The organism is Streptomyces natalensis ATCC 27448, assembly GCF_000935125.1.
GTDB classification, from domain to species: domain Bacteria; phylum Actinomycetota; class Actinomycetes; order Streptomycetales; family Streptomycetaceae; genus Streptomyces; species Streptomyces natalensis.
In genome coordinates this window covers 298,761-314,524 of sequence record NZ_JRKI01000003.1, presented here as the reverse complement: position 1 = coordinate 314,524, position 15,764 = coordinate 298,761, and the positions used below count along the sequence as shown (strand labels likewise).

Sequence of the window (15,764 nt, the reverse complement as noted above, 5' to 3'; positions counted from 1 at the left end):
AATTCAAGGAGTCGGCGTCACGGCAGTGCCACAACGCCGGATCCCCTGACACACGGACCACGACGCACGGAACCCCGGCCACCCAAGGGCAACCGGGGTCCGTACCTGCTGTGCGTTGTGGTCTCACACACCCGAACCTGCGGGCACGGAGTCGGTCGCCTCCGTCCACAGATCCTGCTCGGCGCGATCCGCCTGGATCTGGCGGTACACGAGGAGCCCGCCGATGGCGGCCAGTGCGACCAGGAGAAGCTTCTTCACCGCGCGACCTCGTCTTTCGTTGACGTAGGGGACCTATGTCGGCCGATGATACACACCGACCGATACCGATCGGTTATCTCTGCCGAGCCCGGCTACACCCGGCGTTCTGACCTCGCAGGAGGCCCAACTTCCGCTTCCGGTACGGCGAATCGGCCCGGCGCCCCGGAGGGCATTCGTCCCCGCAACGCATCGGCCCGGCCGGAGAGATCTCCGGCCGGGCCGAGTGTGCAGTGCGGCTACCAGGACTTGAACCTGGGGCCTCTTCCTTATCAGGGAAGCGCTCTAACCGTCTGAGCTATAGCCGCGCGTTCGCTGCACCGAAAGATTAGCGCACTTCAGAGGCGTTCCCAAAATCGGTTCGGCAGGGCCCCCGACGGACCCCTCACCAGGGCCGTCACTCGTCCTCGGCGAGGGTGAGCTCCACCCCGCCCACGAAGCCCGCGGACAGGTTGTAGATGAACGCCCCCAGCGTCGCCAGCGCGGTCGCCAGCACCACATCGATCACCGCGATGATCGAGGTGAACAGCAGCACCCGCGGAAGCGACAAAAACGCCTGGAGATCAAAACCGCCGCCCTCGCCCGAGCCGGTCGCCTCGCTGATCGTGCTGCCGACGGTGGAGAAGACGCCCATCGCGTTCATCACCATCCACAGCACCGAGACGGCCACGACGGTGCAGATGCCCAGTGCGATGGACAGCAGGAAGCTGACCTTCATCACCGACCAGGGATCGGCGCGCGCCACCCTCAGCCGGGCCTTGCGGGTGCGCGGGACCGTACCGGCGCCCGTGCGGGGCTTGCGCACGGCCTGGGCGCCACCGGTGCGGTAGGCCTGCGGAGGCTGGTAGGGCTGGCTCTGGCCGCCCTGAGCGGCCGGCTGGGGCTCTGGTTGCGGCTGACGCGTATCGGGCACGGTTCCCCCCTGGTTGGAGCCCTCGTCTCGGGGACCTTCGGACGCGGCGAAGCCACGGGCGCCGTCCTTTGTCACGGTCGCGGGTCCGGACGAGGAGTCCTTGCCGACTCCCGGTCCGCCCGCCGTAGCGCCCGTGGCTCCACTCACGCCCTGCTCCTCGTGCTACTCCGCCGCGGGCTCCTCGCCCCCGGCCGCCGTCGGTCCGGCTTCCGTGGCCACCTCGGCCGCCTCGGGGACAACGTCCCCGTCGACCTCCTCGGCCTCGCGCCCGGCCTCGGCGTTCCGTGCGATGCCGACCACGGCATCTCGCTTGCCCAGGTTGATCAGTTGGACGCCCATGGTGTCACGGCCCGTCTCGCGGACCTCGTTGACCCGCGTACGAATCACGCCACCGCCCAGGGTGATCGCGAGGATCTCATCGGTCCCCTCGACCACCAGGGCGCCGACCAGCGAACCCCGGTCCTCCACGATCTTGGCGGCCTTGATGCCGAGGCCGCCGCGGCCCTGGACGCGGTACTCGTCCACCGCGGTCCGCTTGGCATAGCCGCCGTCCGTGGCGGTGAAGACGAACGTACCCTCGCGCACGACATTCAGCGAGAGCAACTGATCGCCCTCCCGGAAGCTCATGCCCTTCACACCGGAGGTGGCCCGGCCCATCGGCCGCAGCGCGTCGTCGGTCGCGGTGAAGCGGATCGACTGCGCCTTCTTGCTGATCAGCAGCAGATCGTCGGTGTCGGAGACCAGCTCGGCGCCGATCAGCTCGTCGTCGCTGCCGTCCTCCTGCTCGCGCAGGTTGATCGCGATCACACCGCCGGAGCGGGGCGAGTCGTAGTCCTTGAGCGGCGTCTTCTTCACCAGACCGGCCTTGGTGGCGAGCACCAGGTACGGCGCGGCCTCGTAGTCGCGGATCGCCAGGATCTGCGCGATCTGCTCGTCCGGCTGGAAGGCGAGCAGGTTGGCCACGTGCTGACCGCGCGCATCGCGGCCCGCGTCCGGCAGCTCGTACGCCTTCGCGCGGTAGACCCGGCCCTTGTTCGTGAAGAACAGCAGCCAGTGGTGGGTGGTCGAGACGAAGAAGTGGTCGACGATGTCGTCTTCCTTGAGCTTCGTGCCCCGCACGCCCTTGCCGCCGCGCTTCTGCGAGCGGTAGTCGTCGGTCTTGGTGCGCTTCACATAGCCGCCACGGGTGATCGTGACGACGATGTCCTCCTCGGCGATCAGGTCCTCGATGGACATGTCGCCCTCGAAGGGCACCAGCTTGGAGCGCCGGTCGTCGCCGAACTTCTCGACGATCGCGGCCAGTTCCTCGCTGATGATCTGGCGCTGGCGCTCCGGCGAGGCCAGGATCGCGTTGTACTCGTTGATCTTGCGCTGCAACTCGTCGTGCTCGGCGGTGATCTTCTGGCGCTCCAGGGCGGCCAGCCGGCGCAGCTGCATCTCCAGGATCGCGTTCGCCTGGATCTCGTCGATGGTCAGCAGGCCCATCAGGCCCTCGCGCGCCACGTCGACCGTCTCGCTGCGCCGGATCAGCGCGATGACCTCGTCGATCGCGTCCAGCGCCTTGAGCAGACCGCGCAGGATGTGTGCCCGCTCCTCGGCCTTGCGCAGCCGGAACTTCGTCCGGCGGACGATGACCTCGACCTGGTGGGTGACCCAGTTACGGATGAACGCGTCCAGCGAGAGCGTGCGCGGCACCCCGTCGACCAGGGCGAGCATGTTCGCGCCGAAGTTGGTCTGCAGGTCGGTGTGCTTGTAGAGGTTGTTGAGAACGACCTTGGCGACCGCATCCCGCTTCAGGACGATCACGAGGCGCTGGCCGGTGCGCGAGGAGGTCTCGTCGCGGACGTCCGCGATACCGCCGACCTTGCCGTCCTTGACCAGGTCGGCGATCTTCTGCGCGAGGTTGTCCGGGTTGACCTGGTACGGGAGCTCGGTGACCACCAGGCACTGGCGGTTCTGGATCTCCTCGACCGCCACCACCGCGCGCATCGTGATCGAGCCGCGGCCGGTGCGGTAGGCCTCCTCGATGCCCTTGCGGCCCACCACCAGCGCACCGGTGGGGAAGTCGGGGCCCTTGATGCGCTCGATCAGCGCTTCCAGCAGCTCCTCGTGGGATGCCTCCGGGTGCTCCAGCGCCCACTGGGCACCGGCCGCGACCTCGCGCAGGTTGTGCGGCGGGATGTTCGTGGCCATACCGACCGCGATACCGGCCGAGCCGTTGATCAGGAGGTTGGGGAAGCGGGACGGCAGAACCGTCGGCTCCTGGTTACGGCCGTCGTAGTTGTCCTGGAAGTCGACGGTCTCCTCGTCGATGTCCCGGAGCATCTCCATGGACAGCGACTTCATCTTGCACTCGGTGTACCGCATGGCCGCGGCCGGGTCGTTGCCCGGGGAGCCGAAGTTGCCGTTGGAGTCCACCAGCGGCATCCGCATCGACCAGGGCTGCGCCAGACGCACGAGCGCGTCGTAGATCGAGGAGTCGCCGTGCGGGTGGTACGTACCCATGACGTCGCCGACGACGCGGGCGCACTTGTAGAAGCCCTTCTCGGGGCGGTAGCCGCCGTCGTACATCGCGTACAGGACGCGGCGGTGGACGGGCTTGAGGCCGTCCCGGACGTCCGGCAGCGCACGCGAGACGATGACGGACATCGCGTAGTCGAGGTAGGAGCGCTGCATCTCCGTCTCGAGCCCGACGGGCTCGACGCGCATGCCCACGCCTTCGATGGTGGCGGGCGCGCCCTCGGCGGTCACACCGTCCGGGGTCACAGGGGGGTTCTCGTCGGCCATTGCTGTTCAAAGTCCTTTCGAGCGGCGGCTGTGGTGAGGGCCGACCGGGCTCAGATGTCGAGGAAGCGGACGTCCTTGGCGTTGCGCTGGATGAAGGAGCGGCGTGCCTCCACGTCCTCACCCATCAGCACCGAGAACAGGTCGTCCGCGCGGGCCGCGTCGTCCAGCGAGACCTGGCCGAGGACACGGTGATCGGCGTCCATGGTGGTCACCCGCAGCTCCTCGGCGTTCATCTCACCGAGACCCTTGAACCGCTGGACCGAGTCGTCCCTGATGCGCTTGCCGTTCTGCTTGCCGAGCTCGATCAGATGGTCGCGCTCCGGATCCGAGTAGGCGTACTCGAAGTCGTCCCGGCCCCACTTGATCTTGTACAGCGGCGGGCGGGAGAGGTAGACGTGCCCGGCTTCGACCAGCGGCCGCATGAACCGGAAGAGGAAGGTCAGCAGCAGGGTGTTGATGTGCTGGCCGTCGACATCGGCGTCCGCCATCAAGATGATCTTGTGATAGCGGAGCTTCGAGATGTCGAAGTCCTCGTGCACGCCCGTGCCGAAAGCCGAGATCAGCGCCTGGACCTCGTTGTTCTGCAGGATCTTGTCGACCCGGGCCTTCTCGACGTTGAGGATCTTGCCGCGGATCGGGAGGATCGCCTGGTACTGCGGGTTACGGCCGGATTTGGCCGAGCCGCCGGCGGAGTCACCCTCGACGATGAAGATCTCGCACTTCTCGGGGTCGTTGGACTGGCAGTCGCTCAGCTTGCCCGGCAGCGATGCGGTCTCCAGCAGGCCCTTACGGCGGGTCAGATCGCGCGCCTTGCGGGCGGCGACGCGGGCGGTAGCCGCCTGGATGCCCTTGCGGATGATGTCCGCGGCCTCGTTGGGGTTGCGGTCCAGCCAGTCCGTGAGGTGCTCGTGGACGACCTTCTGAACGAAGGTCTTGGCCTCGGTGTTGCCCAGCTTGGTCTTGGTCTGGCCCTCGAACTGCGGCTCGCCGAGCTTGACCGAGATGATCGCCGTCAGACCCTCGCGGATGTCCTCGCCCGTGAGGTTGTCGTCCTTCTCCCGCAGCAGCTTCTTGTCGCGCGCATAGCGGTTGATCAGGCCCGTCAGCGCCGCCCGGAAGCCCTCTTCGTGGGTGCCGCCCTCGTGGGTGTGGATGGTGTTCGCGAAGCTGTAGACACCCTCGCTGTACTGGGTGTTCCACTGCATGGCGAGCTCGACCGAGAGCATCCGCTCCTTGTCCTCGGCCTCCACCGCGATCACCGTCGGATGCACCAGCTCGCCCTTGCGCGAGTTGAGGTACTTCACGAAGTCGACGATGCCGCCCTCGTAGTGGTAGCGGACGGAGAGCGGGTTGCCGTCCTCGTCCACATGGTCCGGGCGCTCGTCGCGCAGCGCGATCGAGAGGCCCTTGTTGAGGAACGCCATCTCCTGGAAGCGGCGGGAGAGCGTCTCGAAGCTGTACGTGGTGGTCTCGAAGATGTCGCCGTCGGCCCAGAAGGTCACCGAGGTGCCGGATCCCTCCGTCGCCTCGTGCTTGGCGAGCGGGGCGGTCGGCACACCGAGCTTGTACTCCTGCGTCCAGCGGTAGCCGTCCGTGCGGACCTCGACCGCCACCCGCTGCGACAGTGCGTTCACGACGGAGACACCCACGCCGTGCAGACCACCGGAGACCGCGTAGCCGCCGCCGCCGAACTTGCCGCCGGCGTGCAGCACCGTCATCACGACCTCGACGGCCGGCTTGTTCTCCGACGGCACGATACCGACCGGGATACCGCGGCCGTTGTCGACGACGCGGACGCCGCCGTCGGCGAGGATCGTCACGTCGATCGTGTCGGCGTGACCGGCCATCGCCTCGTCAACGGAGTTGTCGACGACCTCCTGCACGAGGTGGTGCAGACCGCGCTCGCCGGTCGAGCCGATGTACATGCCGGGGCGCTTACGGACCGCGTCCAGTCCTTCGAGGACGGTGATCGCGCTGGCGTCGTACGACTTCTCCACGGAGGAGTCGCCCATGGCGCCGGCAGGAACCCCCTCTTCATTAGCAGCCGTGTTGTTCTCGTTGAGGTCGCCGGAGTCGGCCACGAAGCGCCCTTTCTGGCACAGCACGAGCCGTTTCCGCGCCTGCGGGGCACCCCCAGAAAAGACAGGCGAGAACGGCTGCGTCGTTCGACATGTTCCGCGAGTGGGCGGGATTGCCACCAGTCTACCGTTAGCGCTGACACTCATGGGGGTTTGCAGGCACCTGAGTCGTCATGTGCCGCCCTGAACTGACGTCCGCCGACTCCCCATATTCGACAAGGGGCCTCAGGACGCTCACGCGGGCACTCAGCGCTTCCGACTGTCAACCGCCGGCTACCGTGAGCGGCGTCTCAGGCACCCCATGCGCGGACAGGCGTCGCACGGGGCGCGAGGCCCGCGCCGTTGTCGATGTTTCACGTGAAACATCGGTCGGCGCGGCGGGGTGGCAAGGCCGGGCACGGCGATGTTTCACGTGAAACATCGCCCGCTGCCCGCGGTCGGGGCCTTGGCGTAGGGCCTCGGCGCAGGTGTCTAGCCGTAGGTGTCGCCGGGGCCCTTGCTGCCGGGCGCCCGCAGCGCCCCGTACCGCCGGGCCGGGCCGCCGGGCCCCAGCACCTTGATCACCTTTACGGTCCCCTGGCCCAGGTCCTCGTTGAGCCGACGCACCAGCTGGGGGGCGAGCAGCCGCAGCTGCGTCGCCCACGCCGTGGAGTCACACTGCACGGTCAGCACCCGGGCGTCCTCGTCGTACCGCTGCGGCTCACAGTGCTGTGCGACCTCGGGCCCGACCAGCTGCGGCCAGCGCCCCATGACCCCGCCGACCGCCGCCGGGGTTTCCCAGCCGCGTTCCGTGATCAGCCGGTTGATCGCCGCACCCAGGGGCAGCGGATCACGGCCGTCCGCCCGCGCACCCGACCGCAGCCCGCCACGGCGGGCCTGCTTCTTCTGCTGCGCGGCCGCGCCCCGGGCCCGTGCCTGTTCCTTGGCGGCCACCAGCGCCTGCCGGGCCAGGTCTACTCCGGACAGCTCGGGAGGCTTGGGCCGGTCGGGAAGTTCCGCGCTCACAAGGTCACCTTTTCCACGGCGCCGCCGGACACCGCATAGCGCGCTCCGACCAGCACCCCCGGCACATCGTCGTCCACCGCGGCCGTCACCAGCACCTGCTCGCCCGGCGCCACCAGCTCCGCCAGCCGCTCCCGCCGCCGGGCGTCCAGCTCCGCGAAAACGTCATCGAGGACGAGGACCGGCTCATTTCCCTCGGCCCGCAGGAGGTCGTACGAGGCCAGCCGCAGCGCCAGCGCGTACGACCAGGACTCGCCGTGACTGGCGTAGCCCTTCGCCGGGAGCTCTCCCAGCTTCAGCACCAGATCGTCGCGATGGGGGCCGATGAGCGTCACCCCGCGCTCGATCTCGCTCTTACGAGCCTCGCCCAGGGCCGCCAGCAGCACGCCGTACAGCTCCTCGCGGCTGGAGGCGCCGGCCATCGCCTCGCCCGCCGAACCGCGGTACTCGAGCGCCAGCGGCCCGCCGCCGGGTGCCAGCTGCTCATACGCCTTGTCCGCCAGCGGCTGCACCGTGGCGATCAGGTCCAGCCGCTGCGCCAGCAGCTCGGCGCCCGCACGGGCCAGATGCTGGTCCCATACATCCAGCGTCGACAGGTCCATCTGCCGACCGCCGTGCCGGCGCGCCAGCGCCGCCGTCTTCAGCAGAGTGTTGCGCTGCTTGAGGACACGGTCGTAGTCGGAGCGCACGCCCGCCATCCGCGGCGAGCGCGCCGTGATCAACTCGTCCAGGAACCGGCGGCGCTCGCCGGGGTCGCCCTTGACCAGGGCCAGATCCTCCGGCGCGAACAGCACCGTCCGTACGATGCCCAGCACATCCCGCGGTCTGACCTGCGAGGAGCGGTTGATCCTGGCGCGGTTGGCCTTGCCCGGGTTGAGCTCCAGCTCCACCAGCTGCTGCCGCTCGCCCTGGACGACCGCGGCGCGGATGATCGCGCGTTCGGCGCCCATCCGTACCAGCGGCGCATCGGAGGAGACCCGGTGGCTGCCGAGCGTCGCCAGATATCCGACGGCCTCGACGAGATTGGTCTTGCCCTGGCCGTTGGGGCCCACAAAAGCCGTGACGCCCGGGTCGAGCGGAACCTCGACCCGGGCGTACGAGCGGAAGTCGGCGAGCGAGAGATGCGTAACGTGCATGACGTGGTGCGACGACCTCCCCCGGCTGCGGGTGTTGCGGGTTACTTCTTGCTCTCGACCGCGTGGCCACCGAACTGGTTGCGCAGCGCGGCGATCATCTTCATCTGCGGGGAGTCGTCCTGGCGGGAGGCGAACCGCGCGAAGAGCGAGGCCGTGATCGCGGGCAGCGGCACGGCGTTGTCGATCGCGGCCTCGACGGTCCAGCGGCCTTCACCGGAATCGGCGGCGTAGCCGCGCAGCTTCTCCAGGTGCTCGTCGTCGTCGAGAGCGTTGACGGCCAGGTCCAGCAGCCAGGAACGGATGACCGTGCCCTCCTGCCAGGAGCGGAAGATCTCGCGCACGTCCGTGACGGAGTCGACCTTCTCCAGCAGCTCCCAGCCCTCGGCGAAGGCCTGCATCATCGCGTACTCGATGCCGTTGTGGACCATCTTGGCGAAGTGGCCGGCGCCGACCTTGCCGGCGTGCACCGAGCCGAACTCGCCCTCGGGCTTGAGGGCGTCGAAGACCGGCTGCACCTTGGCGACGTCGTCCGCCGCGCCGCCGTACATCAGCGCATAGCCGTTCTCCAGGCCCCACACGCCGCCGGAGACACCGCAGTCGACGAAGCCGATGCCCTTGGCCTTGAGCTCCTCGGCGTGCTTCTCGTCGTCGGTCCAGCGGGAGTTGCCGCCGTCCACGACGATGTCGCCGGGCGAGAGCAGCTCGGCCAGTTCGTCGATCGTCGACTGGGTGGCGGCACCGGCCGGCACCATGACCCAGACGACCCGCGGACCCTTGAGCTTGTCCACAAGCTCCTTGAGGCTGTCGACATCAGCCAGGTCCGGGTTGCGGTCGTATCCGACGACGGTGTGGCCGGCGCGGCGAATGCGCTCGCGCATATTGCCGCCCATCTTGCCGAGACCGACGAGACCGAGCTCCATCAGAGACCCTCTTTGCACGTAGTCGTTCGTTCGTACCCGGGTCCGAGCCTACGCCCGCGACCGCGTGCACAGCTGTGGGCTCAGGCGCTCATCGGGGGCTTGTCGGCCGGACGCCGCAAGGGCTCCGATGAGCGGCCGAGCGCTCTACGGGACTGCCGTCAGCGGCCGGCCCCGGCCGCATCAGCCGCTCAGCCGCACCGGCATGATCAGGTACTTGTAGGCGTCGTCCGCCTCGGCGTCCTTGGCGGGACGGCCGCTCAGCAGGGCGGGCTTGGTGGAGGTCGTGAACGACAGCTGCGCCACCGGCGAGTCGATGGCCGACAGGCCCTCCAGGAGGAAACCGGGGTTGAAGGCGATCGAGATGTCGTCGCCGTCCAGATCCGAGTCGACCCTCTCCACAGCCTGTGCATCGTCGCTGGAGCCGGCCTCCAGGATGAGCACACCCTGTTCGAAGCTCAGCCGCACCGGGGTGTTCCGCTCGGCCACCAGCGCCACACGCTTGACCGCCTCGACGAACGGCGCGGTCTCGATCACGGCGACGGAGTTGAACTCGGTCGGGAACAGCGTGCGGTACTTGGGCAGGTCACCCTCGAGCAGCCGGGTGGTCGTACGGCGCCCGGCGCCCTCGAAGCCGATCAGCCCCTCGCCCGCACCAGAGCCCGAGAGCGCCAGCGTGACGGTGTCGCCGCTGCTCAGCGACTTGGCGGTGTCCAGCAGCGTCTTGGCCGGGACCAGCGCGACGGCGGAGGCATCCGGGCTCTCGGGCTTCCACAGGAACTCACGGACCGCGAAGCGGTAGCGGTCGGTGGAGGCCAGCGTGACGGTGTCGCCCTCGATCTCGATCCGTACGCCGGTGAGCACCGGCAGCGTGTCGTCACGGCCGGCGGCGATGGCCACCTGGGCGGCGGCAGCGGCGAAGACCTCACCGGGGACGGTGCCGGTGGCGGTGGGCATCGTCGGCAGGGACGGGTACTCCTCCACAGGCAGGGTGTGGAGGGTGAAGCGCGAGGAGCCGCAGACGACGGTGACTCGTACACCGTCTGTGGAGATCTCCACCGGGCGGTTGGGGAGCGCCCGGCAGATGTCGGCGAGCAGCCGACCGGAGACGAGAACGGTGCCCTCCTCCTCGACCTCGGCGTCCACCGAGACCCGCGCCGAGACCTCGTAGTCGAAGCCGGAGAGGCTCAGTGCGCCGTCCTCCGCCTTCAGCAGGAGGCCCGCGAGGACGGGCACCGGCGGACGGGCCGGGAGGCTCTTGGCCGCCCAGGCCACTGCCTCCGCGAGTACATCGCGCTCCACCCGGATCTTCACCGGAAACCGCCTCCTGCTGTTGCTGGCTTCTACGCCCTGCTGGATCTCGTCATCGGCTGGGTTGCCGGAGACCAGTCTGACGCACACCGCTGACAGTCGGCGCTGCTCGGGGTCAAGTCGACTCGGCCCGGCTCGGGCGCTCGGCGGCCAAGTTGTGCACAGCCCCCGCTTTCAAGCGAAGTCCCCGGTAGATATCCGTGGTCGTAGTAGTAGGGCCTGTGGAAACCGTGGACAACTTCCTTTGCGCAGGTCAGCGCGGCATTTTTGTCCACCGGCCCTGTGGGCGGCGGCCGTGGATAAGCGGGCGGTTCTGTGGACCGCCGAAAGTTCTGCACACCCCATGCACAGGGGACGGGCAGTTCTCCCCAGTGCCATCCCCAGCTTTACCCCGGTTCCCCACAGCCCAACCAGCCAACTTGATGTGACGGCTTTCACTCGGCCCGGTGAGCGGCGGTGTCGGGTTGCCGAACAGTGGACAGTGGTGTGGAGAAGCTGGGGATCACTGGGGACAACACCGCTTCTCCTGTGGGCAGCCGGTGGACAAGTCGCGCGCCTCGCTGTGGACGAAATCTTTGTCCACAGTCTGTGGATTGCGGTTGACCACAAATCCACACCCGCCTGACCTCCCCCGATGCCTCGTCAGGCCGCCGCCCTGTGGATTCCCCAGGGATAACTTTCCTCTCCCCAGGGTGTGGAGGGAAGATTCTTGCCCAATCTGTGGAGAGAGGCCGTGACCCGGTGCGGAATCGAACACGGCCGGCGCGCTCCACAGGTTTGGGATGAGGGCGAAGGGTGCGGGAGCGGCGTACCGGAGCGGCTTCAGACGGGCTCGCATGCGGCTCGTCGTCGTCCACGGAGCGCCCCGCGGGCGCTGGGCCGGCGGCCCGTACCGCGACATGCCCGTACGACGAGACCCCCGGACGAGGCGAGCCCCGGACGACGAAGGGCGCTCCGGAAAGCACATCTCCGGAGCGCCCTGAAAGCGCCTGTGGCCGCTTGCCGCGGCCGGCGATCAGCCGTTCTTGATGCGATTGGTCAGCTCGGTGACCTGGTTGTAGATCGAGCGCCGCTCGGCCATCAGCGCGCGGATCTTGCGGTCGGCGTGCATCACGGTCGTATGGTCCCGCCCGCCGAACTGCGCGCCGATCTTCGGAAGCGACAGATCGGTCAGCTCACGGCACAGATACATGGCGATCTGGCGGGCGGTGACCAGTACCCGGCTGCGCGAGGAGCCGCACAGGTCGTCGACGGTCAGCCCGAAGTAGTCGGCGGTGGATGCCATGATCGCGGTGGCGGTGATCTCCGGTGCCGCGTCCTCGCCTCCGGGGATCAGATCCTTGAGGACGATCTCGGTCAGCCCCAGGTCCACCGGCTGCCGGTTGAGCGAGGCGAACGCCGTGACGCGGATCAGCGCGCCCTCCAGCTCACGGATGTTCCGCGAGATCCGCGAGGCGATGAACTCCAGCACCTCCGGCGGCGCGTTGAGCTGCTCCTGCACCGCTTTCTTACGGAGGATCGCGATCCTCGTCTCCAGCTCGGGCGGCTGGACGTCGGTGATCAGGCCCCACTCGAAGCGATTGCGCAGCCGGTCCTCCAGGGTGACCAGCTGCTTGGGCGGCCGGTCCGAGGACAGCACGATCTGCTTGTTGGCGTTGTGCAGCGTGTTGAAGGTGTGGAAGAACTCCTCCTGCGTCGACTCCTTGCTCGCCAGGAACTGGATGTCGTCGACCAGCAGGATGTCCATGTCGCGGTAGCGCTTGCGGAACGCGTCCGCCTTGCCGTCGCGGATGGAGTTGATGAACTCGTTGGTGAACTCCTCCGAGCTCACATACCGCACCCGGGTCCCCGGATACAGGCTCCGCGCGTAGTGCCCGATGGCGTGCAGCAGATGGGTCTTGCCCAAACCGGATTCGCCGTAGATGAACAGCGGGTTGTACGCCTTGGCCGGCGCCTCGGCGACCGCGACCGCTGCGGCGTGCGCAAAGCGGTTGGAGGCACCGATGACGAAGGTGTCGAAGAGGTACTTCGGGTTCAGCCGCGCGGTGGGCTCCCCGGGGCCGGTCGCCGGCGCCGGCTGCGCGGCGAGTGGGCCGGGGGCACCGCTGGGCGCGGGCAGCGAGGGGCCGCCGGACCGGCCGGGCGGCTGGTGCTCGGCCGGGTCGCGGCGCGGCGAGCGGTAGTCGTTCTGCTGGTGGGAGGGGGGCCCGGAGGCGTACGGCTCGCGCCAGGGCTCCGGGGACGGGTCGCGGTCGGGGAAGCCGCCGAGCGGCTGCTGCTGCCAGCCGTAGTCGTCGCGGGGGCCGGGGCCGCCGCCCATCGTGGTGGGGTGCTGCGGCCAGGCGCCGGGCTCGTGCCGGGGCTGCTGGTAGTCGGGGTAGGAGGGCCGGACGGTGGGCAGATCGTCGCCCTGGTGCCCGTAGCCCTGCCGGGTTTCGTGCCGCGTCTCGTGCCGGTTGTCGTGCCGGTTGTCGTAGCCGTCGTAGGCGTCATGCTGCGGCTGCGCCTGATGGGACGGCTGGTGCGAGGGCTGTGGGTGCTGCTGGGAGTACGGCTGCTGCGGCGCCGGGGACGAGGGGGGCGCGGACGGGGCCGGCGGCTCCTCGGAGGAGTTGTCAACGGTGATCGCGATCCGGATCTGCCGCCCGCACTCGTGGGTGAGCGCCTTCCCGATCAGCGGTCCGAGCCGCCCTTCGAGCACGCCCTTGGCGAATTCATTGGGGACGGCGAGCAGTGCGGTGTCGGCGACCAGCGCCAGCGGCTGGGTGCGCTTGAGCCAGTCCTGGTCCTTGGGCTTGAGGCCGTCGGCCTCGGCACGCAGGAGGTGGTCGAGTACGCGCGGCCACACTGCGGCAAGATCGGCAGGGACTTCAGCCACAAGGCACGCTCTCTCACAGTCCCACGAATGTGTGATTCTCAGGACGGGCGGGAAGGAATCGGAGTTCAGCAACGGTAGTCAGGCCGGGCCTGCGGATTCAAGTTGTTGTCCACAGGCTGTGCATAGTGTGTCCTGACAAGGGCCCGCGTAGGGGCGCCCAGAGCCGGTTTGACCGGATGGCGCAGCCGCGCGTACCGTGACCAGGTCGAGTTGTCGATGGCTGCTGCCGCCTGCCTCCGATGGGCAAAGATCGCGCTCTGGGCGATCGTGAAGCGGTGCACTTGGGCGTTGCGAGCTACTCGTGGGCGCACGGTGACAGCCATGGACGCCCCACATCCTGTCTCGCCCTGAGACAACAAGCATTCCTGGAGTCCCCGAGTGAGCAAGCGCACCTTCCAGCCGAACAACCGCCGTCGTGCGAAGACCCACGGCTTCCGTCTGCGCATGCGGACCCGTGCCGGCCGCGCGATCCTCGCGTCCCGCCGTGGCAAGGGTCGCGCCCGCCTGTCGGCCTGAGCAGCCTGACCTAGGTCCATGACGTGCTGCCTACCGAGCATCGGCTGAGGCGGCGCGAGGACTTTGCGACCGCGGTACGCCGGGGACGCAGGGCCGGGCGCCCGCTCCTTGTCGTGCATTTTCGTAGCGGTGCAACGGACCCGCACGCGTCGGGGGAACGTGTTCCCCCGACGCGTGCGGGTTTCGTCGTGAGCAAGGCCGTTGGCGTCGCTGTCGTACGCAACAAGGTCAAGCGGAGGCTTCGTCACCTCATGCGTGATCGGCTCGACCGGCTGCCCGCCGGTAGCCTGGTTGTCGTACGGGCCCTGCCCGGCGCGGGTGCTGCGGAGCACGATCAGCTGGCCCGCGACCTGGACGCCGCTCTCGAGCGGCTGCTGGGAGGGGTGCCGAAAGGCTGCAATCCCACCGGGGCCACGACCGGCGGCGGCTACGCCGCGGGCCCCCGGAACCCCGGACGGGACCCGGGAGGGAGCGCACAGTGAAGTACCCGCTGCTGCTTTTGATCAAGATCTACCAGTGGACCATCAGCCCCCTGCTGGGCCCGGTCTGCAAGTACTACCCGTCGTGCTCGCACTATGGCTACACGGCCATCGACCGGCACGGCGCGGTGAAAGGGACTGCGCTGACCGCCTGGCGCATCCTGCGCTGCAACCCGTGGTCGCTCGGTGGCGTCGACCACGTCCCTCCCCGGAAGCGTCCGGTCTGGCATCAGCGGCTGAGGAGCCGTCTGGGCGGGACTGTCGTCCATGACCCCGCCGCCCAGCCCGAGACTCAGCCCAACGCCCAAGGAGCCTGATTCGTGGACACGATCCTGAATCCTCTCTATTACGCCGTTTCCTGGATCATCGTCCAGTTCCACTCGTTCTTCAGCCTGATCTTTAACCCGAACAGTGGCGCGGCGTGGGGTCTGTCCATCGTCTCGCTGGTGGTGCTGATCCGTATCTGCCTGATCCCGCTCTTCGTGAAGCAGATCAAGGCGACGCGGAACATGCAGGCGCTGCAGCCGAAGATGAAGGCGATCCAGGAGCGCTACAAGAGCGACAAGCAGCGCCAGTCCGAAGAGATGATGAAGCTCTACAAGGAGACGGGCACCAACCCGCTCTCGAGCTGTCTCCCGATTCTGGCGCAGTCGCCGTTCTTCATCTCGCTGTACCAGGTCCTCAGCCACATCGCGAACGGCAAGACGGTCGGTGTCATCGACCAGACGCTGCTGCAGAGCGCGCAGAAGGCGCACATCTTCGGTGCTCCTCTGGCGGCGAAGTTCATGGACACCGCGGCGAAGATCGAGAGCCTGGGGGCTTCGGTCACCAACGTCCGCGTCGTCACGGTCATCATGATCATCATGATGTCGGCGTCGCAGTTCTACACGCAGCGCCAGCTGATGACGAAGAACGTCGACCTCACGGTGAAGACGCCGTTCATGCAGCAGCAGAAGATGCTGATGTACGTCTTCCCGATCATGTTCGCCGTCTTCGGTATCAACTTCCCCGTCGGTGTTCTCGTCTACTGGCTGACCACCAACGTGTGGACCATGGGCCAGCAGATGTTCGTCATCCGCCGGAACCCCACTCCGGGCAGCCGGGCCTTCAACGAGCGCCAGGAGCGGCTGCGGGCCAAGGGCAAGGTGGTCGAGGACCCCGCCGAGGTCGCCGCGAAGCAGGCCGCCGAGGAGGCGCGCCAGAACCGCCAGCAGCCCAAGCGTCAGCCCAAGGCCAAGCGTCAGCACTCCGCGCCCGCCGCCGACGGAACCTCGCAGAACCGTACGCGGGCGGGGTCGGCGGACGGTGCCTCGTCGGGCCAGGGTGCCGCGAAGAAGCCGTCGCTGGAGAAGAAGGCCGCGCAGGAGGGCACGGAGCAGGGCGGCGCGTCCGCGAAGGGCTCCTCCGCCGCCGGGTCCCGTAACACCAAGTCCGGACAGCGCAAGGGCCAGCAGCGCCCCAAGCACCCGTCCAAGAAGTAAGAAGGAGTCCT

12 protein-coding genes, 1 tRNA gene and 1 pseudogene are annotated in these 15,764 nt (G+C 68.3%); 4 read left to right on the top strand and 10 right to left on the bottom strand.

Annotated elements, in window-relative coordinates:
* Positions 1 to 123: 123 nt before the first annotated feature.
* The 10 genes from SNA_RS39080 to dnaA form a co-directional block, all read right to left on the bottom strand.
* The gene (locus tag SNA_RS39080; RefSeq protein ID WP_003958712.1) at positions 124 to 258 is read right to left on the bottom strand and encodes a DLW-39 family protein; all 135 of its coding nucleotides are present in this window, start codon (positions 256 to 258) and stop codon (positions 124 to 126) included.
* A 231-nt stretch (positions 259 to 489) separates the two neighbouring features.
* Positions 490 to 563, bottom strand: a tRNA-Ile gene (locus SNA_RS02385).
* A gap of 89 nt (positions 564 to 652) precedes the next feature.
* Positions 653 to 1,315, bottom strand: coding sequence for a DUF3566 domain-containing protein (locus SNA_RS02380; protein WP_030064432.1), 663 nt, complete (start codon positions 1,313 to 1,315; stop codon positions 653 to 655).
* Positions 1,316 to 1,330: 15 nt separating this feature from the next.
* Positions 1,331 to 3,955 (bottom strand): DNA gyrase subunit A, encoded by a 2,625-nt coding sequence (gyrA, locus tag SNA_RS02375; RefSeq protein ID WP_030064433.1) that lies wholly within the window; start codon positions 3,953 to 3,955, stop codon positions 1,331 to 1,333.
* A gap of 50 nt (positions 3,956 to 4,005) precedes the next feature.
* Positions 4,006 to 6,036, bottom strand: coding sequence for a DNA topoisomerase (ATP-hydrolyzing) subunit B (gene gyrB / locus SNA_RS02370; protein WP_420823451.1), 2,031 nt, complete (start codon positions 6,034 to 6,036; stop codon positions 4,006 to 4,008).
* Between the two features lie 468 nt (positions 6,037 to 6,504).
* A complete protein-coding gene (locus SNA_RS02365; RefSeq protein ID WP_030064435.1) occupies positions 6,505 to 7,038 on the bottom strand; it encodes a DciA family protein in 534 nt (177 codons plus the stop codon).
* Complete coding sequence (recF, locus tag SNA_RS02360) at positions 7,035 to 8,171, bottom strand: DNA replication/repair protein RecF (protein ID WP_030064436.1); 1,137 nt, start codon at positions 8,169 to 8,171, stop codon at positions 7,035 to 7,037. Before recF ends, SNA_RS02365 begins: the two co-directional genes overlap by 4 nt.
* A 41-nt stretch (positions 8,172 to 8,212) precedes the next feature.
* The gene (gnd, locus tag SNA_RS02355; protein ID WP_030064437.1) at positions 8,213 to 9,091 is read right to left on the bottom strand and encodes a phosphogluconate dehydrogenase (NAD(+)-dependent, decarboxylating); all 879 of its coding nucleotides are present in this window, start codon (positions 9,089 to 9,091) and stop codon (positions 8,213 to 8,215) included.
* Between the two features lie 180 nt (positions 9,092 to 9,271).
* Positions 9,272 to 10,402: a DNA polymerase III subunit beta gene (gene dnaN, locus SNA_RS02350; RefSeq protein WP_030064438.1), complete on the bottom strand. Its 1,131-nt coding sequence runs from the start codon at positions 10,400 to 10,402 to the stop codon at positions 9,272 to 9,274.
* 1,012 nt (positions 10,403 to 11,414) lie between these two features.
* Positions 11,415 to 13,277: a chromosomal replication initiator protein DnaA gene (gene dnaA, locus SNA_RS02345; protein WP_078969615.1), complete on the bottom strand. Its 1,863-nt coding sequence runs from the start codon at positions 13,275 to 13,277 to the stop codon at positions 11,415 to 11,417.
* A 378-nt stretch (positions 13,278 to 13,655) separates the two neighbouring features.
* Between dnaA and rpmH the strand changes: the two genes are divergently transcribed.
* The 4 genes and pseudogenes from rpmH (at position 13,656) to yidC (ending at position 15,753) form a co-directional block, all read left to right on the top strand.
* Positions 13,656 to 13,793 (top strand): 50S ribosomal protein L34, encoded by a 138-nt coding sequence (gene rpmH / locus SNA_RS02340; protein WP_003949374.1) that lies wholly within the window; start codon positions 13,656 to 13,658, stop codon positions 13,791 to 13,793.
* Positions 13,794 to 13,816: 23 nt separating this feature from the next.
* Positions 13,817 to 14,176 (top strand): annotated as a pseudogene (gene rnpA / locus SNA_RS02335) (ribonuclease P protein component); the annotation flags it as partial.
* Positions 14,177 to 14,271: 95 nt separating this feature from the next.
* Positions 14,272 to 14,589 carry a membrane protein insertion efficiency factor YidD gene (gene yidD / locus SNA_RS02330; RefSeq protein ID WP_030064442.1) on the top strand — a complete coding sequence of 106 codons (318 nt, stop codon included), beginning with the start codon at positions 14,272 to 14,274 and terminating at the stop codon, positions 14,587 to 14,589.
* 3 nt (positions 14,590 to 14,592) lie between these two features.
* A complete protein-coding gene (yidC, locus tag SNA_RS02325) occupies positions 14,593 to 15,753 on the top strand; it encodes a membrane protein insertase YidC (protein ID WP_030064443.1) in 1,161 nt (386 codons plus the stop codon).
* Positions 15,754 to 15,764 lie beyond the last annotated feature (11 nt).

Excerpts from the sequence above, each read along its gene's own strand:
- gnd (WP_030064437.1), bottom strand. The coding sequence starts at position 9,091 with ATGGAGCTCGGTCTCGTCGGTCTCGGCAAGATGGGCGGCAATATGCGC.
- recF (WP_030064436.1), bottom strand. The coding sequence starts at position 8,171 with ATGCACGTTACGCATCTCTCGCTCGCCGACTTCCGCTCGTACGCCCGG.
- gyrA (WP_030064433.1), bottom strand. The coding sequence starts at position 3,955 with ATGGCCGACGAGAACCCCCCTGTGACCCCGGACGGTGTGACCGCCGAG.